This is a genomic window from Paratractidigestivibacter sp. (genome assembly GCF_052362415.1).
GTDB lineage: Bacteria > Actinomycetota > Coriobacteriia > Coriobacteriales > Atopobiaceae > Paratractidigestivibacter.
In genome coordinates, this window is record NZ_DAWEMK010000017.1 from 5,110 (window position 1) to 26,163 (window position 21,054).

General features: G+C 66.1%; 22 protein-coding genes. 20 read left to right on the plus strand and 2 right to left on the minus strand.

The window, feature by feature from the left end:
* The 11 genes from ACT84W_RS03115 to crcB form a co-directional block, all read left to right on the plus strand.
* On the plus strand, positions 1-605 hold a 605-nt coding region (locus tag ACT84W_RS03115), incomplete at its 5' end, for a PTS system mannose/fructose/N-acetylgalactosamine-transporter subunit IIB (protein WP_444328177.1).
* A 12-nt stretch (positions 606-617) separates the two neighbouring features.
* Entirely contained in the window at positions 618-1,433 is an 816-nt protein-coding gene (locus tag ACT84W_RS03120; protein WP_444328178.1) for a PTS mannose/fructose/sorbose transporter subunit IIC, read from the plus strand.
* Between the two features lie 16 nt (positions 1,434-1,449).
* A complete protein-coding gene (locus tag ACT84W_RS03125; RefSeq protein ID WP_444328179.1) occupies positions 1,450-2,370 on the plus strand; it encodes a PTS system mannose/fructose/sorbose family transporter subunit IID in 921 nt (306 codons plus the stop codon).
* Positions 2,371-2,450: 80 nt separating this feature from the next.
* A complete protein-coding gene (locus ACT84W_RS03130; protein WP_444328180.1) occupies positions 2,451-2,825 on the plus strand; it encodes a DUF956 family protein in 375 nt (124 codons plus the stop codon).
* 73 nt (positions 2,826-2,898) lie between these two features.
* Positions 2,899-3,465 (plus strand): elongation factor P, encoded by a 567-nt coding sequence (gene efp, locus ACT84W_RS03135; protein WP_417576114.1) that lies wholly within the window; start codon positions 2,899-2,901, stop codon positions 3,463-3,465.
* Positions 3,466-3,528: 63 nt separating this feature from the next.
* Positions 3,529-3,891, plus strand: a complete 363-nt coding sequence (locus ACT84W_RS03140) for an Asp23/Gls24 family envelope stress response protein (RefSeq protein WP_417576113.1) — start codon at positions 3,529-3,531, stop codon at positions 3,889-3,891.
* A gap of 1 nt (position 3,892) precedes the next feature.
* Positions 3,893-4,531, plus strand: coding sequence for a transcription antitermination factor NusB (nusB, locus tag ACT84W_RS03145; protein ID WP_432291214.1), 639 nt, complete (start codon positions 3,893-3,895; stop codon positions 4,529-4,531).
* Positions 4,531-4,857, plus strand: a complete 327-nt coding sequence (locus ACT84W_RS03150) for an exodeoxyribonuclease VII small subunit (protein ID WP_432291215.1) — start codon at positions 4,531-4,533, stop codon at positions 4,855-4,857. The genes nusB and ACT84W_RS03150 overlap by 1 nt, the downstream gene beginning before the upstream one ends.
* Positions 4,857-5,594, plus strand: coding sequence for a TlyA family RNA methyltransferase (locus ACT84W_RS03155; RefSeq protein ID WP_444328181.1), 738 nt, complete (start codon positions 4,857-4,859; stop codon positions 5,592-5,594). Before ACT84W_RS03150 ends, ACT84W_RS03155 begins: the two co-directional genes overlap by 1 nt.
* Before the next feature lie 108 nt (positions 5,595-5,702).
* On the plus strand, positions 5,703-6,305 hold the full coding sequence (locus tag ACT84W_RS03160; protein WP_444328182.1) for an NAD(P)H-dependent oxidoreductase: 603 nt from the start codon (positions 5,703-5,705) through the stop codon (positions 6,303-6,305).
* Entirely contained in the window at positions 6,299-6,673 is a 375-nt protein-coding gene (gene crcB / locus ACT84W_RS03165; RefSeq protein ID WP_444328183.1) for a fluoride efflux transporter CrcB, read from the plus strand. Before ACT84W_RS03160 ends, crcB begins: the two co-directional genes overlap by 7 nt.
* A gap of 163 nt (positions 6,674-6,836) precedes the next feature.
* Here crcB and ACT84W_RS03170 read toward each other — a convergent pair whose 3' ends face one another.
* Positions 6,837-8,294 carry a lipopolysaccharide biosynthesis protein gene (locus tag ACT84W_RS03170; RefSeq protein ID WP_444328184.1) on the minus strand — a complete coding sequence of 486 codons (1,458 nt, stop codon included), beginning with the start codon at positions 8,292-8,294 and terminating at the stop codon, positions 6,837-6,839.
* A gap of 227 nt (positions 8,295-8,521) precedes the next feature.
* On the opposite strand from ACT84W_RS03170, the gene ACT84W_RS03175 reads away from it, so the two are divergent.
* A complete protein-coding gene (locus ACT84W_RS03175; protein WP_444328185.1) occupies positions 8,522-11,293 on the plus strand; it encodes a phosphoenolpyruvate carboxylase in 2,772 nt (923 codons plus the stop codon).
* Positions 11,294-11,788: 495 nt separating this feature from the next.
* Here the strand turns inward: ACT84W_RS03175 and ACT84W_RS03180 are convergent, their stop codons facing one another.
* On the minus strand, positions 11,789-12,871 hold the full coding sequence (locus ACT84W_RS03180) for a linear amide C-N hydrolase (RefSeq protein WP_444328186.1): 1,083 nt from the start codon (positions 12,869-12,871) through the stop codon (positions 11,789-11,791).
* A gap of 143 nt (positions 12,872-13,014) precedes the next feature.
* Here ACT84W_RS03180 and ACT84W_RS03185 point away from each other — a divergent pair, with 143 nt between their 5' ends.
* From ACT84W_RS03185 to ACT84W_RS03220, 8 genes are all read left to right on the plus strand, one after another.
* Positions 13,015-13,491, plus strand: coding sequence for a hypothetical protein (locus tag ACT84W_RS03185; protein ID WP_444328187.1), 477 nt, complete (start codon positions 13,015-13,017; stop codon positions 13,489-13,491).
* Positions 13,492-13,557: 66 nt separating this feature from the next.
* A complete protein-coding gene (locus ACT84W_RS03190; protein ID WP_444328188.1) occupies positions 13,558-14,037 on the plus strand; it encodes a helix-turn-helix domain-containing protein in 480 nt (159 codons plus the stop codon).
* Between the two features lie 180 nt (positions 14,038-14,217).
* A complete protein-coding gene (locus tag ACT84W_RS03195) occupies positions 14,218-14,499 on the plus strand; it encodes a FeoA family protein (protein WP_417576103.1) in 282 nt (93 codons plus the stop codon).
* A gap of 128 nt (positions 14,500-14,627) precedes the next feature.
* Positions 14,628-14,867 carry a FeoA family protein gene (locus ACT84W_RS03200; protein ID WP_417576102.1) on the plus strand — a complete coding sequence of 80 codons (240 nt, stop codon included), beginning with the start codon at positions 14,628-14,630 and terminating at the stop codon, positions 14,865-14,867.
* A 124-nt stretch (positions 14,868-14,991) separates the two neighbouring features.
* The gene (feoB, locus tag ACT84W_RS03205; protein WP_444328189.1) at positions 14,992-17,673 is read left to right on the plus strand and encodes a ferrous iron transporter B; all 2,682 of its coding nucleotides are present in this window, start codon (positions 14,992-14,994) and stop codon (positions 17,671-17,673) included.
* A gap of 161 nt (positions 17,674-17,834) precedes the next feature.
* Positions 17,835-18,608, plus strand: coding sequence for a helix-turn-helix transcriptional regulator (locus ACT84W_RS03210; protein WP_417576100.1), 774 nt, complete (start codon positions 17,835-17,837; stop codon positions 18,606-18,608).
* 105 nt (positions 18,609-18,713) lie between these two features.
* Positions 18,714-19,010, plus strand: a complete 297-nt coding sequence (locus ACT84W_RS03215; protein ID WP_417576099.1) for a DUF1490 domain-containing protein — start codon at positions 18,714-18,716, stop codon at positions 19,008-19,010.
* A 4-nt stretch (positions 19,011-19,014) separates the two neighbouring features.
* Positions 19,015-21,054 (plus strand): heavy metal translocating P-type ATPase (locus ACT84W_RS03220; RefSeq protein WP_444328190.1); only part of this gene is annotated, 2,040 nt, incomplete at its 3' end.

Consider the following 21,054-nt stretch of genomic DNA (forward strand, 5'->3'; position numbering starts at 1 on the left):
CCCTGGCACCTGCCGAGGCGGCACCTGTCGCAGCCGCAGCGGCGCCCGCCAAGCAGGGAGCGATCCCCGAGGGGACCGTCCTGGGCGACGGCCACATCAAGATCGCCGCGGTGCGCATCGACACGCGCCTGCTCCACGGCCAGGTCGCCACGGCCTGGACCAAGCAGATCGCGCCCGACCGCATCATCGTCGTCTCCGACGGCGTCGCGCACGATCAGCTCCGCAAGACCATGATCGAGCAGGCCGCGCCTCCGGGAGTCCCCGCCAACGTCGTGCCGATCAAAAAGATGATCGAGGTCTCCAAGGATCCGCGCTTCGGCGCCACGAAGGTGTTCCTGCTCTTCGAGAACCCTCAGGACCTGCTCAAGGCCATCGAGGGCGGCGTCGACATCAAGAAGGCCAACATCGGCTCCATGGCCCACTCCGTCGGCAAGGTCGTCGTCACGAACGCCATCGCCATGGGCGAGGACGACGTGAAGACCATCGAGGCCATCCGCGCCAAGGGCGTCGAGCTCGAGGCCCGCAAGGTCCCCGCCGATGCCTCCGAGGATATCGACGCAATGCTCAAGAAGGCCAAGTCCGAGCTGGTCTCCGCACAGAAGTAAGGAGGATGGGTAATGAAACCAATCACGATTCTGCTCATCGTCATCGTCGCTTTCCTTGCTGGTATGGAAGGCGTTCTTGACGAGTTCGAGTTCCACCAGCCGCTGGTGGCCTGCACCCTGATCGGACTTGTGTCCGGTCACCTCACCGAGGGCATTATGCTGGGCGGCTCGCTGCAGCTCATGGCCCTCGGCTGGGCCAACATCGGCGCTGCCGTCGCCCCTGACGCGGCTCTGGCCTCCGTCGCCTCGGCCATCCTGATGGTCCTCGGCCTCAATGGCGGCACGGCGGATTCCCAGGGCGCCATCACCGCCGCCATCGCCGTCGCCGTCCCGCTGTCCGTCGCCGGTCTCTTCCTGACCATGATCTGCCGTACGATCGCCACCGGCATCGTTCACATCATGGACTCCGCTGCCGAGAAGGCGGACTTCGCCGCCATTGAGCGCTGGCAGGTCATCGGCATCCTGATGCAGGGCGTCCGCATCGCCATCCCGGCCGCGTGCCTGTGCTTCATCCCCTCCGAGGCTGTCACCGCTGCCCTCGACGCCATGCCCGCATGGCTCTCCGGCGGCATGGCCGTCGGCGGCGGCATGGTCGCCGCTGTCGGCTACGCCATGGTCATCAACATGATGGCCACCGCCGAGACCTGGCCGTTCTTCGCGCTCGGCTTCGTCCTCGCCGCCCTTTCCGAGCTCACCCTGATCGCCCTCGGCGTCATCGGCATCTCGCTCGCCCTCATCTACCTCGGCCTCAAGGACATGGCCAAGCAGGGCGGCGGCTCCGCCGGCTCCGGCGACCCGCTGGGCGACATCCTGAACGATTACGAGTAGGAGGGGAGTGATAAACATGGCAGAGAACAAGGTCACTCTTTCGAAGAAGGATCGTCAGGCGGTATGCTTCCGCCACCAGTTCCTTCAGGGCTCTTGGAACTACGAGCGTATGCAGAACGGCGGTTGGTGCTTCTCGATGATCCCCGCGATCAAGAAGCTCTATCCGAACAAGGAGGATCAGGCCGCCGCTCTTAAGCGCCACCTCGAGTTCTACAACACGCACCCCTACGTGTCCGCCCCCGTCATCGGCGTCACGCTCGCCCTCGAGGAGGAGCGCGCCAACGGCGCCCCCGTCGACGACGTCGCCATTCAGGGCGTCAAGGTCGGCATGATGGGCCCGCTCGCCGGCGTCGGCGACCCGGTCTTCTGGTTCACGATCCGACCGATCCTCGGTGCCCTGGGCGCCTCCCTCGCGCTTTCCGGCAACATCGTGGGCCCGCTGCTCTTCTTCATCCTCTGGAACATCATCCGTATCGCCTTCCTGTGGTACACGCAGGAGTTCGGCTACAAGGTGGGCTCCTCCATCGCCAAGGACCTCTCCGGCGGCCTGATGGGCAAGATCACCGAGGGCGCCTCCATCCTCGGCATGTTCATCATCGGCGCGCTCGTCGAGCGCTGGGTGTCCATCTCGTTCACCCCGGTCGTCTCTCAGATCACGCAGCAGGACGGCGCCTACATCGACTGGGCCAACCTGCCCGCCGGCTCTGAGGGCATCAAGCAGGCCCTGACCCAGTACGCCTCCCTCGGCGTCAACGGCCTCGACCAGGTCAAGACCACTACGCTCCAGGGCAACCTTGACCAGCTGATCCCCGGCCTCGCCGCCGTGTGCCTCACGCTCGGTTGCTGCAAGCTCCTGAAGAAGAACGTCAGCCCGATCGCCATCATCCTCGGCCTCTTCGCCATCGGCATTATCGGTCGCGTCGTCGGCTTCATGTAGGATGTAGTCGCTCAAGCGACTTCACGGGCCGCTTCCCGCGCAGGGGAGCGGCCCTATTTGTTAAGACAGGAGGCCCGCACATGGCCAAATCACTGAACACCAAGGTCGAGTACACCGAGAAAGCGACCTCTATGATGGGGCTCGGCACCTACGGCGACGTCATGCTCGGCGACGTCGCCTTCGAGTTCTACAACGAGAAGAACACCGAGGACTTCATCCAGATCCCCTGGTCCGAGGTCGACTACGTCGCCGCCGAGGTCCTCCCCGGAAAAAAGATCGCCCGCTTCGCGATCTTCACCAAGGAAAACGGCCACTACACCTTCAGCACCCGCGACAACAAGGCGACGCTGCGCGCGATGCGCGGGCACGTGCCCGACGACAAACTCCAAAAGAGCCCCAATGTCTTTCAGGTCATGAAGGCCGGTGTGCGGAGTCTGTCGCATTTGGGCCGCTAGCCCACAGGGTGATATAATCTACCAAATGTATGCAACGCGCCCGCTGGGCCAATAAAGGAAAGAGAGTTTTTCGATGCAGCAGATCAGCACCGCCGAGTTCAAGAACGGCATGGGCCTCAAGATCAAGGACAAGATCTTTACCCTCGTCGAGTTCCAGCACGTCAAGCCGGGCAAGGGCGGCGCTTTCGTCCGCTACAAGATTAAGGACCTGCGCACCGGCCGCGTGATCGGCGACCAGACCTGCAACGCGGGCTCCAAGTTCGACTCCGTGATGCTCACCACCAAGGAGATGCAGTACCTCTACAACGACGGCGACCACTACTACTTCATGGACATGGAGACCTACGACCAGATCCCCGTTCCCGTGGACTTCATCGGCGACAACGCCAAGTGGCTCAAGGAGAATGACACCTGCCTGCTCATGTACGCCGACGACGACCTGCTGACCGTCCAGCCCCCGATGTTTATCGAGGCTGAGATCACCAAGACCGACCCCGGCTTCAAGGGCGACACCGTCCAGGGCGGCACCAAGCCCGCCACCATCGAGACCGGCGCCACTATCCAGGTCCCGCTGTACCTCAACGAGGGCGACGTCATCAAGATCGACACCCGCGAGGGCAAGTTCGTCTCGCGCGTCTAACTCACTGAATGTCCGCAGGCCCCGGCACAAGCCGGGGCGGCTTTACCAACGAGGAGGGTTTCCATGGCAGAGAGCGAGCTTAACGTCTCTGGTATCGGCATCTCGAAGAGCGTCGTATCGACCATCGTGAGCCTTGCGGCCAAGCGCGTCGACGGCGTCGCCTCCGTGGGCGGCAATGACATCGCGTCGAGCCTGATCTCCGTGTTCACGAGCCGCACCGTCTCTCCCGAGGCCGCGGTCGAGTCGTATGTCGAGGGCGATGCCCTGCACGTCGTCGTGCACCTCGCCGTCTTCTACGGCTACCCCTTCACCAAGCTCGCGGCGGATGTGCGCGAGGCCATCGCCGCGGCCGTGACCGAGCAGATCGGCGTCGAGGTCGACGGAGTCGACGTTTGCATCGACAGCCTCGTCTTCCCGAAGGAGTAAGGTGGCAGTTCGATTCGGAGGGCGCACCCGCGCCCGCAGCCAGGCGCTGCAGCTGATGTTCCAGGCCGAGGCCTCCGGGCGCACGGTCCCCGAGGTCCTCGACGGCGAGTACGCCCTCGACAACGGCCCGCTGCGCGACTTCGCGCGCGAGCTTGCCGTGGGTTGCGACGGCGTCCGCCACGACCTCGACGCCATCATCGCGACCCGTTCGGAGAGCTGGGCGATCAACCGCATGCCCGCGGTCGACCGCAACCTGCTGCGCCTCTCGCTCTACGAGATGATCTACGTTCCCGAGGTGGACATCCCCGTCGCCATCGACGAGGTCGTCCGCCTGGCCAAGTGCTACGGCACCGACGAGTCCTCGAAGTTCATCAACGGCCTGCTCGGCCGCGTGGCGGACGACGTCGAGGCCGGCGTCGACGTCGTCGCCAAGGCCCACGAGGAGCTCGCCGCGCGAGGTGAGTCCTCCGCCGACGTGCAGTACGCCCTCGAGGGCGGCAAGAACGACGTCTGGGAGGAGCCCGAGGACGAGGAGGAGCCGCTTCCCTTCGGCGCCGACCTCGGCGACGAGCTCACCGGCGGCATCTGGTACGTCGAGGGCCCGGGCACCATCGAGGAAGACGACGAGGACGTCTGGTAATGGCCCGCGTCGACACCTCCAAGTACCAGACCTTCCCGCAGATCACCGAGCGGCTCGACGATATCGTCTCGCAGGTGCGCGACAAGGATATTTCGCTCGAGCGCTCGCTCGATCTCTTTGACGAGGCGATCGCGCTCGGCTCGAAGGCTGTCGACATGGTCGATGCCACGGACTTCTCGCCCGAGGAGGCGGCTCAGCTCGAGGAGCAGGCCGCCGACAAAGGCGAGGGCGCTGTTGCGGCCGATGGAGTTGCCGGCGATGGCGAGGGCGCCGATGAGCAGGGCGACTCCTCCTCAAAGGACACTCCAGCGAAGGAGAACGCATAGTGGCGAAGAAGCGGCGGCTCGACGAGGAGCTCGTCGAGCAGGGTTTCTTTGCAAATAAGGACGAGGCCTTGCGCGCCGTTATGGCGGGCGAGGTCTCGACTTCTGACCGTCGCCTGACCTCGGCCGGGGAGCGTGTGGCTATGGGACTCCCGCTCCACGTGAAGGGGCACGGCGCCTTCGTCAGCCGAGGTGGCCTCAAGCTCGAGCGCGGCCTCGACTACTTCGGCGTTGACCCCACGGGGCTCGAGTGCCTGGATGTGGGCTGCTCCACGGGAGGCTTCACCGATTGTCTGCTGCGCCGCGGCGCTATTCACGTGACGTCGGTCGACGTCGGGTACGCACAGTTCGACTGGGGGCTTCGTCAGGATTCGCGCGTGCGCCTCCTGGAGCGCACGAACATCGTCGATGTGCCGGGCATCGTGGGGGGCGGCTGCTTCGACCTCGCCGTCTGCGACGTATCGTTCACCTCCGTGACGAGCATACTTCCCGCTGTCCTCGAGCTTCTGAGGCCTGAGGGCTCCTTCCTCACCCTGGTCAAGCCGCAGTTCGAGGCCCCGCGCGAGGACGTGGGCGAGGGCGGCGTCGTCCGCGACCAAGCGGTGCGCGACGCCGCCGTCGAGCAGGTGCGCTCCGCCTTCGCGTCATCCGGGCTCGATGTGCGCGGCGTCTGCGAGAGCCCCATCCATGGCGCGAAGGGCAACGTGGAGTACCTCATGCTCGGGGTCCGTGGGGCGTAGCGGGGGCGTTCACGGAAATCGCCTTCTGCCCAAGCGGCGCGGATGTGGCCGGGCCGCCACAGTGCTATGGTCAGGGCATCAACCGTTCCTTCTATGGGAGGTTTGCCCATGGGCAAAAGCACTGAATTCGACACGTTGATCGTGTATTGCCACCCCTACGACATGAGTCTGAACGCCGCGGTGCTCACCGCGGTTGAGGAGGGGCTCGACCGCGCAGGCCGCACCTTCGAGGTCTGTGACCTATATTCCGACGGGTTCGACCCGGTGCTCCATGCGGGTGACCTTGAGCTCTACAACGAGGGAAAGACGACCGACGAGCTCGTGCGCAGGTATCAGAAAGCGCTGCTTTCCGCCAAGCACCTCGTGCTCGTGACCCCGATCTGGTGGAACGATGTCCCCGCCCTGCTCAAGGGTTGGCTGGACAAGGTCATGCTCGTCGGGTTTTCCTGGGAGGCCACGGGCCACGGCCTTGAGGGCACGCTCGGGCGCGCGATCGAGTCGGTCGACGTTTTCACTACCTCAGCGGAGCCGACGGAGCATCTGAGGGCCGCCATCGAGGCGACCCTCTTTGACGGCACGTTCGCGCAGCTCGGCATCGCCCGCCGCGCCTGGCACAACTTCGGCGGCATGGACCAATCCACGGTCGAGCAGCGCGAGGCGTGGCTCGCCGAGGTCACGCGAACGGTGGCAGGGGAGGTCCAAGCATGCTAGAGGCGCTTGCGGTCGCGGCCGGCGGCGCGGTCGGGAGCCTCGGCCGCTGGGGCATCGGGCGCGCGCTCACGGCGGCGTGCCCGGGACTGCCCGCCGGCACCTTCGCGGCGAACGTCGTCGCCGGAGTGATCATCGGCCTCGTGAGCGGCCTGAACGCCGCGAACCCGATGCCTGCTGAGGTGAAGTCGCTCCTCACCGTCGGCCTTTGCGGCGGGCTCTCGACCTTCTCGACCTTCACGAACGAGACCTTCGGCCTCATCGAGGCGGGCAACGTGTCTGCCGCCGTCGCGAACATCGCGGCGAACGTGGCCGTCTGCCTCGTGGCCGTCTGGGCCGGCACGCGGCTCGGGGGCGCGCTCGCCGCATAGTCGAACCGCTTTGTAAAGACCTGGCGCGCCGATTCTGCTCTCGAGTCGGCGCGCCCGGTTCAGTTTGGATTTCGGGGCAGGGACGGTCGGCCTTCTTTCTTAGGCCTCTTTTCCCGGCAAATGGCGCATGGCGATTCGGCGTCGTCCCCTCGCGCCTCCGGTCCTAGTACTCCTTCGCCGCGCGCTGGCGGATCGTGAAGAATTGCAGCAGCAGGAGCAGCAGGAGGATCGCCATGCACACGAGCGAGCCCACCACGGCGCCCGAGAGCCCGGCGAAGTTGACGAGCAGCATGGATACAGGGACGCTGAACGCGAAGGCGGCGCCGTAGTACAACGTGACCTCGGCCTGCGCGCGCAGCACCGTGACGATCTGGTAGAGGAAGTCGATGCAGGCGCAGTCGCCGCCTGTGCCCACCATGGCGTCGACGAGGCTGCGGAACTGCTCGAAGTCGAGCCCGTACATGATGCCCAGAAGCGGGATGCCCACGGTCCCCATAAACAGCGCCATGGCGCCGGTGGTCAGCGCGATCACCCCGATCATCGCGAGCACGAGCAGGTCGAACCGGCGGCGCTTCTCGGGGTCGTCCCAGATGCGCGCGAGCCTCACGAGCTGCGGCTTGTACACGAAGGCACTGATCATCAGGATAGTGTGCGCCGGGAAGTACATGGCGTTGTAGTAGAGCTGGTTGTCGTAGGAGAGCACACCCTCCATCGCGAACTTGGGCATTGAGTCGATGATGTTGTACAGGAACAGCGCGGCAAAGAGCGGCCAGCACCCGGCAAAGAGCTCCCGGACGCCGCGCAGCGTCGGGCGCGCGCTGCGGTCGGTCTCGAAGAACGCCAGCGGAGCGGAGAGGAGCACGAGCGACACCACCGCGGCGATCGCCATGCCCCAACTCGCCCACACGAGGTTGTGCGTGAGCAGCAGCACGACGGTGAACACGGCGAAGCTGCCGGCGCAGCGCATGGCCTGCGAGAGGCCGGCGAGGTAGAGCTTGTCCTTCTGCTGCAGGCGCCCCTCGTAGACGTCCGCCAGGCCGTCGACGGCGCGGAAGGCGAGCACACCCATGCAGATGGCCATCATCGGGTCAGCGTAGCCGCGCAGCCGGCAGTAGCCCCAGCCCACGAGCAGCATGGCCGTGCAGGTGATGACGCGGTGAACCTGGTAGTCGGCGAAGGACTGCATCTCGTCGATGTCGGAGACCTGGTAGGTGCGCGTGCCGAAGTTCGCGAGGAAGAGCAGCAGCGTGCCGATGGTGAACGCCATGGAAAAGAGGCCCGCCTGCTCGGCGCCCACGAACCAGGTGCAGACCATGGTGAGCAGCGGGAAGAGCGCGCCCCAGGCTGCCTGGCCGCAGGTGTTCAGTATGTAGTCACGGGTGGTCTGGTGGGCGAGGTACTGCTCGGAGCGCGCGGACTCCTGGCCGCCGAACACCGCGGCGATGAGGCGGTTCCACCAGGCGTCGACCGACCTGCGCAGCAAGCCTGGCTGCTTGGCGGGCTTCTCGGCGGCGGGCTCGGAGGCGGCGCTGCCGGGAAGTTCCCGACGCTTCTTCTGTTCCTTGCGGGCCTTCTTGCCCTCGACCTTGAGGGTGAGGTTCTTCAGCGGGTTCTGGGGCATGTGACGTCAGCTTTCTTCGCGTGGTTGAGACTAGATTGTAGCCCAGCCGTATAAGGAAGCCTTAAAGCCGCGGTGGCTCTGCCAGGTGCCCAAGCGCGCCGCGGTGAGGGCAGCGGGTCGCGCCTTTCTTTCCGGCGCGACGGCGCAAAGGAGCAAAAACTACCTGTCGTCCATGAACGTTCAGTTTCGCGAGCGGCGTTGATTAGTCGGCGGGCGGCGGACGCGCTATGGTATTAAGCGTCAAACCATGCCGCGGCAGGGCCGCGGCCCCTACGGAGGGAGACGCGTTGACAAAGAAGAAGCTCACCATCGAGGAAACCGCGGCGCTCGAGGCGCTCCAGGGCGTCGACGTTCCGGATCAGATCCGGAACAACATGGCGCTTTTCCTGCGCCTGGTCCGCAAAGTCCTCGAGGAGGCCGACCAGGACCTCCGCGCCATCTTCGACGTCCTGCTCTTTGACGCCATCTTGATGAACGACGATGCCAACGAGAACCCGGAGGAGCACGAGGCCTTCGAGGACATGGCGTCCATCATCACCGAGCTCGACGACAAGAACACCACGCTGCTCATGCGCGCGTTCGTCACGTTCTTCCACCTTGCCAACATCTGCGAGGAGAACTACCGCGTAAAGTCTTTGCGCAAGCGCGAGAGCGAGGTGCCCGTCGGCAACCCCGACGACCCGATCAACGACCTCACCGTCGCCTACCGCCAGCTTGTCGACGAGTGCGGCCGCGGCAAGGCCAACGCCCTTCTTAACCGCCTCGAGTTCCACCCCGTGTTCACCGCGCACCCCACCGAGGCCCGTCGTAAGGCCGTCGAGGGCAAGATCCGCCGCATCGCCGGCCTGCTCGAGCAGCACGAGGGCCTGGGCGGCATCGCCCTGCTCGACAACGAGCGCCGCCTGCTGCAGGAGATCGACGCGCTCTTCCGCACGAGCCCCATCGCGCACAAGAAGCCGACCCCCGTCGAGGAGGCCGACACCATCATCGACATCTTCGACAGCACCCTGTTCGAGATGGTGCCCGAGGTCTACCGCCGCTTCGACGACTGGGAGCTCGGCGACAAGGCCGGCACCGTGCCGCCCGTCTGCCCCGCGTTCTTCCACCCCGGCAGCTGGATCGGCTCCGACCGCGACGGCAACCCCAACGTCACCGCCAAGGTGAGCCGCAAGGTCGCCGAGAAGTTCCGCACCCACATGCTGGGCGCGCTGGCCGACGCGACCCTTGCCATCGGCCGCAACCTCACGATGGACGGCATCTCGACCGGCCCCTCCGACAAGCTCGTCAACCTCTGGAACCACCAGTGCGAGATGAGCGAGGCCATCACCACCCGCGCCATCGGCATCAGCGCATCCGAGCTGCACCGCGCCTGCATGATCGTGATCTCCGAGCGCCTGCGCGCGACCATCGTGCGCACCGCCGACATCATGTACAGCAGCTGCGAGGACTACATCGCCGACCTCAAGGTCGTCCAGGAGTCTCTCGCCGCCGCCGGCGCTGTCCGTACCGCCTACGGTCCCGTCCAGAAGCTCATCTGGCAGGCCCAGAGCTTCGGTTTCCACATGGTCGAGATGGAGTTCCGTCAGCACTCCCTGGTCCACTCCCGCGCCCTCGCCGACATCCATGAGCACGGCCGCTGGGGCGAGCGCGGCCAGCTGCAGCCCATGACGCAGGAGGTCCTCGATACCTTCCGCGCCATCGGTCAGATTCAGCGCAAGAACGGCGTGGACGCCGCCCGCCGCTACATTATCTCGTTCACCAAGTCGGCGCAGAACGTCGCCGACGTCTACGAGCTCGCCCGCCTTGCCTTCGCGCATGAGGACGACGTGCCCGTGCTCGACGTCATCCCGCTGTTCGAGCAGCTCGAGGACCTGCAGGGGGCCGTCGAGACCCTCGACGAGATGATCAAGCTCCCCGACGTCCGTCGCCGCCTCGCGCAGACCGGCGGCCGGCTTGAGGTCATGCTCGGCTACTCCGACTCCTCCAAGGACGCCGGCCCGACCTCGGCGACCCTCACGCTCCACAAGGCGCAGGCCGACATCGCCGAGTGGGCCGAGGCCAACGGCATCGACCTCATCCTCATGCACGGCCGCGGCGGCGCCGTTGGCCGTGGCGGCGGCCCCGCCAACCGCGCGGTCCTCTCGCAGCCAAAGGGCTCGGTCAACTGCCGCTTCAAGCTCACCGAGCAGGGCGAGGTCATCTTTGCCCGTTATGGGGACCCGACCTTGGCCCGTCGCCACATCGAGTCCGTCGCAGGCGCAACCCTCCTGCAGTCCGCGCCGTCCGTCGAGTGGACGAACACCGACTCCACCCAGAAGTACGCCGATATGGCCAACTTCCTCGACGAGGCGTCGCACGAGCGCTACCTCGACCTGCTGAACACCGAGGACTTCGCGGCTTGGTTCAGCACCGTCACGCCGCTGACCGAGGTCGGCCTCATGCCCATCGGCAGCCGTCCCGCCAAGCGCGGCCTGGGCGCCAAGTCCCTTGATGACCTGCGCACCATCCCTTGGATCTTCTCGTGGTCCCAGGCGCGCATCAACCTGGCCGCGTGGTACGGCCTCGGCACCGCGTGCGAGAAGTTCGGCGACCTCGAGACCCTGCAGGCGGCGTACAAGGAGTGGCCCGTCTTCGCCACCTTCATCGACAACATCGAGATGTCGCTCTCCAAGACCGATGAGCGCATCGGCAAGATGTACCTCGCCCTCGGCGACCGCGAGGACCTCAATCGCAAGGTCCTCGACGAGATGGAGCTCACCCGCAAGTGGGTCCTCGCCATCGTCGGCGACGAGTGGCCGCTGCAGCACCGTCGCGTGCTCGGCCCCGTCGTCCGCATGCGCCTGCCGTTCGTGAATGTGCTCTCCGTCACGCAGGCGCTTGTCCTGCGCACTCTGCGCACCAAGGGCGACAAGCTCACCCCCGAGGAGAAGGAGCGCTTCATCTACCTCATCCTCTGCACCGTCTCCGGCGTTGCCGCTGGCCTCCAGAACACGGGGTGATGCCCTTCTCGCCAGCTGACAAGAAGCACTTTCCGGGCCGTCGCGTCTCTCGCGGCGGCCCGGTTTTTGTTGGGGGCGGGGTGGCGCGCAAAGAGAAGCTCGGGGCGGTCTTGCCGTGGCCCCGGCTGCGCGGACCGCAGGAATAGTGCGAGCTTTTTGGCTCGGTGCATGAGAGTTGCAAAGAAATCGCGAGTTGTTGGTCTGGGGCATGAGGCTTGCAAAGAAAACCGGAGTTATTGGTTCTTTGGGCACCAACAACTCCGGAATTCTTTGCATTTGGGTCAACAACTCGAGATTCCTTTGCATTTTGACCAACAACTTGCGTTTTCTTTGCATGCCGTGCGGGTGGCGGCCAACAACTCGCGAATTCTTTGCAAAGGGAGGTTGCAAGCACCGGCGGGGCGGCGAGTTCTTCGATGGTGTGAAACCCTGCCTTTTCGCCACCGATAAAAACACGTCTTTCTTGCAGGGCCCTGCGTTCTTCGTGCTGGCAACCTACAGCTTGAACTCGATCACATCCGCCCAGTTGCGGCGCAAACAGACGCGCAGGGTGAGCGCGGTGTCGTCGTAGACGGCCGACCACTGGGTGTTGCTCGTCACGTCCTGCGGGTTGGGATCCTGAGCCGATGCCCTGAGGGCGTCCCATACGACTGCATCGTCCTGATACTCCTGCGCATCGAAGACCTTCTCGACCGCTTCCCAGCGCTCCTTGCCGTGCCCGTAGATGCCGTTCTTCTGGTTGGGCTGGACGAGGTCGGGGTAGAGCGCATAGAAGTTCGTGATGGCGCGCATGGGAGTGGCCTTGAGCGGGCGGGAGGCGTCGGAGGGGTCCCACTCGACCACGCGGCCGTCGCCCGAGGCGTCGGTGATGTAGAAGTGGTAGTCGCGCCCCGACGTCGCGAAGATGTCGTAGCCGGAAAGGAGCTCAACGGCCTCCTCGGTCGTGGCGGCGCGGTCGAGCACGAGGCGGATGGCGAGCGTGGTCGGCAGGGCCTTCTTTCCGGTGTCCTGGAGCGCAGGCTCGCTGTCGAGGGTGAGCACCGCGATCGAGACGCCTTTTTCGTTCATGCCGTCGAGGCAGATGAAGGGCGCCGTCACGCACGCGAGGCGCTTGGAGACGCTTGCGTCGGGGACGTCGGCCTTGACGTTGTTGAGCGCGGCGAGCGCGATGGATCGGTAGCCTCCTTTGGGAGCGCAGCGCACGAGCAGCGCGGAGGTGTCCAGCTTGAAGTCGTAGTTGCGTCCCATGCGCACCTCTCCGTCCGCTGCCTTCGCGGTGAAGGCGGTACAGCCGTAGTCGGGCGCCGTCATATGGACGGGAAGCAGCGGAAGCGACTCGGCGAGCACCGCGTCGAGGAACTCCTGATTGGTTCGGACATCCTTTTGGAGGATGGCGTCGAGGTCGTAGTCGTAGGCGACGTCCATGGTGTAGAGGTAGTAGCCGTCGTCGTAGCTGGTTTCTTGCTTGATTGAGCCGATAGTCTGGATCCTCGTGGCATAGAACGCGCCGAACACAACTGCGGCCACAGCGAAGAGGGCGAGCAGCGTGAGGGCGATTCGTTTGGCGATGCGCTTCATGGGAGCCTCCTTATTTGTGGCTTGAGCCCATCTTGCCGGACGCCGGCGCGGCGGGGGAGTGCCGTTTGCCGCCCCGAATGGCCAAACCGACGCCTGCGACCAAAGGTGCTGGTACCATCGAAAGAAACCGAGGGGAGGTCAGAATGGGTGGGGAAGAGACGATCGACGCGCCTGTGCGCTATCCCATGCCGCTTCTGCGCTCCTCGTTCGAGAAGGGCGGCCTTGCTGCGGCGGTCGATGCGGTTGGCAACCCTGACCTGCGGCGCATTGCCCAGGCGGAGGCGTACTACTTCACCGCTCGGCCGGACGAGGCGTGTGCGGCGGCCGAGCCGTTCCTCCAGAGCGACGACCCCGCGCTCAAGCTGTCCGCCTGCTTCATCTGCGCTTACGCGAACCTCTCGCTCAATCGCCCCGCCGCCGCAAAGAAGTGCCTGTCCGAGCTCAAGTCGATGAAGGAAGGGCTCGATGCCGCGGCACCCGAGGCCCGCGCGTCCTATGTGCTCTTCGCGACGGCAGCGGCGGTGCTGCTGCACCTTGACCCGAGCTTTACCGAGGATGACCTCGCCGCGTCGATGCGCGACCTGCCCGAGGGGCTCGCGCTCTTTGCCAGCTATGTGTAGGCGCACCGCGCATACTTCCATGGGGAGCATGGTCGTTGCGCGGGGATCGCCGAGAACGCTCTTGCGATGGCGCGGGCCAGCTACCCGATCCCCGAGCAGTTCCTGCACCTCGTGGCGGCGATGGGCCGGATGAGCCTGAAGGATGTCGCCCGTGCGCGGCGCCACTTCGAGCAGGCGTGGGCGATCGCTGAGGCAGATGACCTCATCGAGGAGATCGGCGAGCATCATGGGCTTCTCCAAGGCGTTCTCGAGACCTGCCTCAAGGAGAGCTGCCCCGCCGACTTCGCGCGCGTGGTCAAGGTCACGTATCGCTTCAGCTACGGATGGCGCAGGATCCACAACCCGGAGTCGGGCGAGGATGTGGCGGACGACCTGACGACCACGGAGTTCTCGATGGCGATGCTCGCTTGCCGCGGCTGGTCGAACGACGAGATCGCGCGCCATATGGGGGTCTCGCGCGGGACGGTCAAGAACCGCCTTTCGAGCGCGTACGCCAAGCTGGGCATCTCCAGCCGCTCCGAGCTTGCGCGGCATATGTTGAGGTAAAAGCCGGCCGCCTTTCTTGCCCCACGAGTAACCCATCTCAAACTTTATTGCCCTAACCCCTTGCGTCCGTATGGAGTTAGGCATATCTTACTTTGCGAGCGCTTAAGTTCACATAGGTCAACTTCTTGCCGACGGACGGTCGAAACACGCCCCGCGAGCAGGGAAGAAGGGAAGACAGAAATGTCTATGGAGGCTGCGATGAGCGGGACCGCCGTCAATTCCGCGTCCGTGAACGTCGCCGGGGCCCTGCCGCTCGCCATGCTCGGCGAGGACGAGGCAGCGTGCGTGACCAAGGTCAAGGGCGGCGCCGAGCTCCGCAAGCACCTCTCGGACCTCGGGCTCGTCGAGGGCGCTGAGGTCAAGGTGATCTCGCGCGTCGACGGCGATGTGATCGTCAGCGTCAAGGGCGCCCGACTGGCGCTCAACCGCACCATGGCGTCGCACGTCATGGTCTCTCTCTAGGTTCAACTCCTCGCCGTGCGGCGCTCGCCGCTCGGCGAGGCTGTGGAATGCGAACGGGGCGCCGCCCCCGCGCACAAGGAAGGCGTCGTCTCCGGGGAGGCCCGGGGCGGCAAACAGAAAGGGAATCGATGGCAACTCTCAAGGATGTGAAGGTGGGCCAGAGCGCGGACGTCGCCAAGCTGACCGGCACCGGCGCCCTCAAGCGCCGCATCATGGACATGGGCCTTACCAAGGGCACCCACGTCTACGTGAAGAAGGTGGCCCCCCTGGGCGACCCGATCGAGCTCACCGTCCGCGGCTACGAGCTCTCGGTTCGCCGCGACGAGGCCGCCAACGTCGAGGTCACCGCTGTCCGCGACGGCGAGTAAGCAGGGTTCGCGAGGGTTAGCGGACCCGTTTTTTCGGGTGATGAAGTTACCTATTTCTAACTTTATAACCTCGCAAAACGTGCCCGAAGGCGCCCAGGCGCCGAAGCAATAGGAAAGGCAAGGAATGGCAGAAACATTTATCGGTCTCGCAGGCAACCCCAACTGCGGCAAGACCACGCTCTTCAACGAGCTCACCGGCTCGAACGGCTACGTCGGCAACTGGCCCGGCGTCACCGTCGAGAAGAAGCAGGCCAAGTGGCGCGCTGACAAGGACGTCACCTTCGTCGACCTGCCCGGCATCTACTCGCTCTCGCCGTACACGCCCGAGGAGGTCGTCTCGCGCGACTACATCGTCAACGAGCGTCCCGACGCCCTCATCGACCTCATCGACGTCACGAACCTCGAGCGCAACCTCTACCTGACCACCCAGGTCCTCGAGGCCGGCCGCCCGGTCGTCATCGGCCTGAACATGTGCGACCTGCTCAAGGAGCGCGGCGACAAGGTCGACGTGGCCAAGCTCTCCGAGCGCCTCGGCGTCACCGTGCTCGAGGTCTCGGCCCTGCACAACACCGGCGTCGACGAGCTCGTCCGCGCCGCCATCGCGGCAAAGAAGCCCTCGGCCGGCGTCAAGTGCTTCTCGGCCGAGGTCGAGGACGCGCTCCAGAAGATCGCCTCCATGATTTCCGGTAGCTGCGACTCCGACCTCTCGCGCTGGTACTCCATCAAGGTCTTCGAGCGCGACGCCGATGCTATCAAGCCCCTCAACCTCACCAAGGAGCAGCTCGCGGCCATCGAGCCCGTCATCAAGGCCGTCGAGGAGGCTCGCGACGACGACTCCGAGTCCATCATCACCTCGGACCGCTACGACTGGATCTCCGAGACCATGGCCGCCTGCGTGGCCAAGGCCCCCAAGAAGCTCACGACCTCCGAGAAGATCGACAAGATCGTGACCAACCGAATCCTCGGCCTCCCGATCTTCGTCTGCGTCATGGTGCTCGTGTACTACATTGCCATCTCCACGGTGGGCACTGCCGCGACCGACTGGGTGAACGATAACCTCTTTGGCGACGGCTTCTTCGTCAACTCCGCGGGCCAGGAGCAGTACGAGGCCGACACCGACGACTGGGCCTCCAACAACTACGGCGACCAGGTCGATGGCTTCATCGCCGCCGCCGAGGACGCCGGCATGGACACCACCGACGTGAACGACGCCGTCGCCGCGCTCGCCGACGACCCTGAGGACGCCGACGCCCTGGCGACCGTCGAGGACTTCGCCAAGGATGCCGAGGCCAAGGGCGTCGTCGCCACCGACGTGCCCGTCCACGACGAGGACGGCAACTACCTCGCCACCTCCGACGGCTCCGACGAGGCCGAGCCCGTGACCACCGTCGACGCCGACGACAACCCCGTCCTCGCGGACGGCCAGACCCTCGAGGTCATCGACTCCGTCGACGCCGATCAGTTCGTCGCCGCCGTCGAGGGCACGACCGAGGAGCCTGCCGCCGAGGACTACGACGGCTATGTGCCCTCCGTCCCCGGCGCCGTCGAGGGCTGGCTGGACGATGCCGGCGCCTCCGACGTCGTGAAGTCCCTCGTCATCGATGGCATCATCGGCGGCGTGGGCTCCGTCCTGGGCTTCATCCCGCAGATGTTCGTGCTCTTTGTCCTTCTGTGCTTTCTTGAGGATTGCGGCTACATGTCCCGCGTCGCCTTCGTCATGGACCGCGTGTTCCGCCGCTTCGGCCTTTCCGGCAAGTCCTTCATCCCGATGCTGATCAGCTCCGGCTGCGGCGTCCCGGGCGTTCTTTCCACCAAGACCATCGAGAACGAGAAGGACCGCCGCATGACGGCCATGCTCACCACGATGATCCCCTGCGGCGCCAAGACCCCGATCATCGCCCTGGTCATGGGCGTCCTCATCGGCGGCTCCGACGCCTGGTGGGTCGCCCCGATGTTCTACTTCATGGGCATCGCCGCGATCATCATCTCGGCCATCATGCTCAAGAAGACCAAGCCCTTCGCCGGCGAGCCCGCTCCCTTCGTGATGGAGCTCCCGAACTACCACTTCCCGACCATCAAGTCCTGGTGGCTGCACGTCTGGGAGCGCGTCTCGGCCTACATCAAGAAGGCCGGCACGATCATCTTCGCGGCCGCGGTCGTGGTCTGGTTCCTCTCTAACTTCGGTTTCGCGACCTGGGACGGCGGCAACGGCGCCTTCGGCTTCCTGCAGGGTATGGACGGCGCGGGCGACGACTACATGGACTTCTCGCTCCTCGCGGCCATCGGCGGCTTCCTCGGCATCATCTTTGCCCCTCTGGGCGCCGACACCTGGCAGGCGACCGCCGCTTCCATCAGCGCGCTCATCGCCAAGGAGAACCTCGTCGGCACCTTCGGTGCCCTCTATGGCCTGGGCGACGCCACCGAGAACTCCGTCAGCATGTGGCAGGGCTTCGCGGCCATGTTCACCGACCCGCAGGGCGTGCTGCACGCCGGCGCGATGTGCGCCTTTGTGGCCTTCAACATGCTCGACGCCCCGTGCTTCGCTGCCATGGGCACCATCCGTCGCCAGATGGACGACGCCAAGTGGTTCTGGTTCGCCATCGGCTACCAGTGCGTCTTCGGCTGGGTCGTGGGCCTGATCATCAACCAGCTCTGGGAGCTCTTTGTCCTGGGCAACTTCGGGTTCTGGACCATCGTCGCCTTCGTGCTGTTGGCGGGCATCCTCTTCCAGCTCTTCCGGCCCACGCCCAAGTGGGACAAGAAGGACGACAAGATCCTGACCGACCTCACGCAGGAGGCCGCCTAGCCCCACAGGTCTCCGGGGGCAGGTTCCGAGGAACCGGCGATCGTGTGAATTCGGGGACCGCGATAAGCGCTATCGCGTGATGGCGAAGGGGCAGGCCCGCTCGCGCCGTGCGGCGAGCCTGCCCCTTCTTCTTTAGCGGAGCACAGGGAGATGGTTGGGAAATGATCAGCCTCACGCAGATACACGAGAAGAACTCCGCCGCCATCGGGCTTAGGGCGGCGTCCTCCGATGCCCCCGCCTGCCGCCCCGACGTGCTCGCGGCGGGGACGGGGGAGGGGGTCTCCCTCGCCCGCGTGCTCGCCGAGCGCGAGCCCGCGCTCATTCGCGTGTGCCGCGGGGCTCTCGCGGTGGGGGAGGGCGTCCGGCTCTGTGTCGGCGAGGCGCTCCTGTGGCCCGGCGATGTCCCGGTGCGCGTGGCCGACGCCCCGGTGCAGGTCCTGGTCGTGAGGGGCCCCGAGAGCGACGGCGTGCTGTCGGTCTATGCCCGCGATACCTTCATGTGTCGCGCCTTCGACGACGTCGCCGTCGCGTGGCTCGCGGGCGACGCCGCCGCCACCGCGTCACGCTCGGGCGAGCTGCTGCGCCTGGCCCGCGACCCGCTCGATGCGCACCGGAGCGCGCGGGGCTGCATCGCCTACGGCGCGCGCTTCGCGATGGGCGAGTCGATCGACGCGCCCAAGACTATCCCCGAGCTCGCCCAGGCGTGCGGCACGTCGCCCACGGTGCTCAAGGAGTCCTTCCGCAGGGAGTTCGGCCTGCCGGTCTACGACTGGTACCGGCGGCTGCGCATGCTGCGCGCCTCCGAGCTCCTCGCCGGCGACCAGCACGCCGTCGGCGAGGTCGCGCGGCTCGTGGGCTATGCGAACGCGAGCAAGTTCGCGCGCGCCTTCGCCGACTGCATGGGCGTCGCCCCGAGCGCGTACCGCGCCGCGTGAAGCGGTGTTAGCCTCGGCTCGTCCGAATGGAGCTAGACGTTTATCTGCGGCGACGCGGGAAGATAATGGTTGTGTAATCGATTTCACCAAGGTTTGGAGAACAACATGAAGAACGGTTGGTTCGTTGCCATGGGCGCCGCTGCCGCGGGCGCCGTCGCGGGTCTTGCCAGCACCGGCGTGCTCCACAAGGCCGCCGTCGCCACCACGTGCGCCGGCATGAAGGTCGCCGACGCCGTGACCGCCGAGACCCAGTCCATCGTCGACGACGCCAACGACGTCGCCGCCGAGGCCCGTCGCCAGGCGAAGATCGACGCCGCCGTGGCCGACCGCATGGCCGCCGTGGAGGCCGACATCCGCGCCGAGGTCACCGCCAAGGTCGACGCCGAGGGCGCCGAGGCGTAAGGACATGGTCTTCGACATCGCGTCGGAGCTCCCCGGAAGGATCCGCCTGCGCTGCGGCCGCAACCTCTTTACCGAGGCCGAGGCCCGCGGCGTCGCGTACCTGCTCATGGACCTCGACGGTGTGCGCACCGCCGAGGTCCATCCTTCTGCCGGCTCCGTTCTCATCTCGTTCGAGCCGCCCGCCCGCGAGTCGGTCCTCGCGGCCGTCCGCGGCCTCGACCCCCTCGCCCTGCCGTCCGCCGAGGTCGGCCTGGACGACGCCGCCGGCGCGCTCGAGATCAGCCTCGAGAACAACCGCTTCCAGGTCGAGGTGGGCAAGCTCGTGTTCTGGCGCGCGGCCAAGCGCGTGCTCCTCCCCATGCCGGTGCGCGCCGTGCTCACCTGCCTGCGCGCCGTCGGCTATGCCGCCGAGGGGCTGCGCCACCTGCTCGCCGGCGAGGTCACCGTCGAGGTGCTCGACGCCACCGCCATCGTCACCTCTTGCTTGCGCCGTCAGTTCGCGGAGGCGGGCACCATCAGCTTCCTTTTGCAGCTCAGCGCGCTTATGGAGGATCACGTGCAGTCGCGCGCGCACCTCGCGCTGCGCAGCGGGCTGGTTGTGCGCTCCGAGAGCGTCTGGGCGGTCGTCGACGGCGAGGACGTGCGCGTCCGCACCGAGGATGTCCGCCGCGGCATGGTGCTCCGCCTGGGCGCGGGCCAGGTCCTTCCCGTTGACGGAACGGTCGCCGAGGGCGAGGGAGAGGTCGACGAGTCCTCGATGACGGGCGAGTCCGCCCTCGTGCGCAAAGAGAAAGGCTGCACGGTCTATGCCGGCACGGCGCTTTCCGACGGCGATCTCAAGGTCCTCGTCACCGCGCCCCCGGGATGCTCGCGCATCGACGGCATCGCGACCCTCGTCGAGGAGTCGAGTGAGCTCAAGGCGGGTGCCCAATCGCGCGCCGAGCGCCTGGCCGATGGCCTTGTCCCGTACAGCTTCCTCGCGTTCTTCGGCATCCTCGCGCTGACGCGCAACCTCAACAAGGCCATGGCCGTCCTCATGGTCGACTACTCGTGCGCAATCAAGCTCTCCACGCCCATCGCCGTGATGAGCGCGATGGACGAGGCCTCGCGCCGCGGCGTGACCGTGCGCGGAGGCAAGTACCTCGAGGCCCTGGCCGCGGCCGACACCATCGTCTTCGACAAGACGGGCACCCTGACCAACGCCACCCCCGCGGTGAGCCGCGTGATCAGCTGCTCCGGCGCGACCGAGGACGAGCTTTTGTGCCTCTCGGCATGCATCGAGGAGCACTTCCCCCACAGCATGGCGCGCGCCATCGTGGCCGAGGCGCAGGCCCGCGGCCTCGTGCACGAGCACGAGCTCCACGCCGAGGTCCGCTACGTCGTGGCGCACGGCATCGCCACCTTCGTGAACGGCGACGAGGTCTGCATCGGCAGCGCCCACTTCCTCTTTGAGGACGAGGGGGTCCTGAAGCCCGAGGGGCTCGACGAGCTTCTTTCCAGCGAGGCGGGCGCGTCCTCCACGGTCTTCGTGGCAAAGAACAAGAGCCTGCTGGGCTGCATCTGCATCAGCGACCCGCCGCGCGCCGAGGCCCGCGGCGTCCTGCGCGACCTGCGCGCGCTCGGTTTCACGAACCTCGTGATGATCACGGGCGACTCCGAGGCATGCGCCGCGCATGTGGCGGGCGAGCTCGGGCTCGACGGCTACTACGCGCAGGTCCTTCCCGAGGACAAGGCGACCCACGTCCAGCGCCTCAAGGACGAGGGGCACACCGTGGTCATGGTCGGCGACGGCATCAACGACTCGCCGGCGCTCGCGACCGCGGACGTGAGCGTGGCCATGTCCGACGCGAGCGACATCGCGCGCGCCGTCGCGGACGTGCTCGTGCACGACTCCTCACTGGAGTCCCTCGTGACCATGCGCGTGCTCGCGAGCCGCCTCATGGCCCGCATCCACGGCGACTACCGCTTTATCGTCGGGTTCAACTCGGCGCTGATCGCGGGTGGCGTGGCGTCCGTCATCCCCATCACGACGGCTGCGTACCTG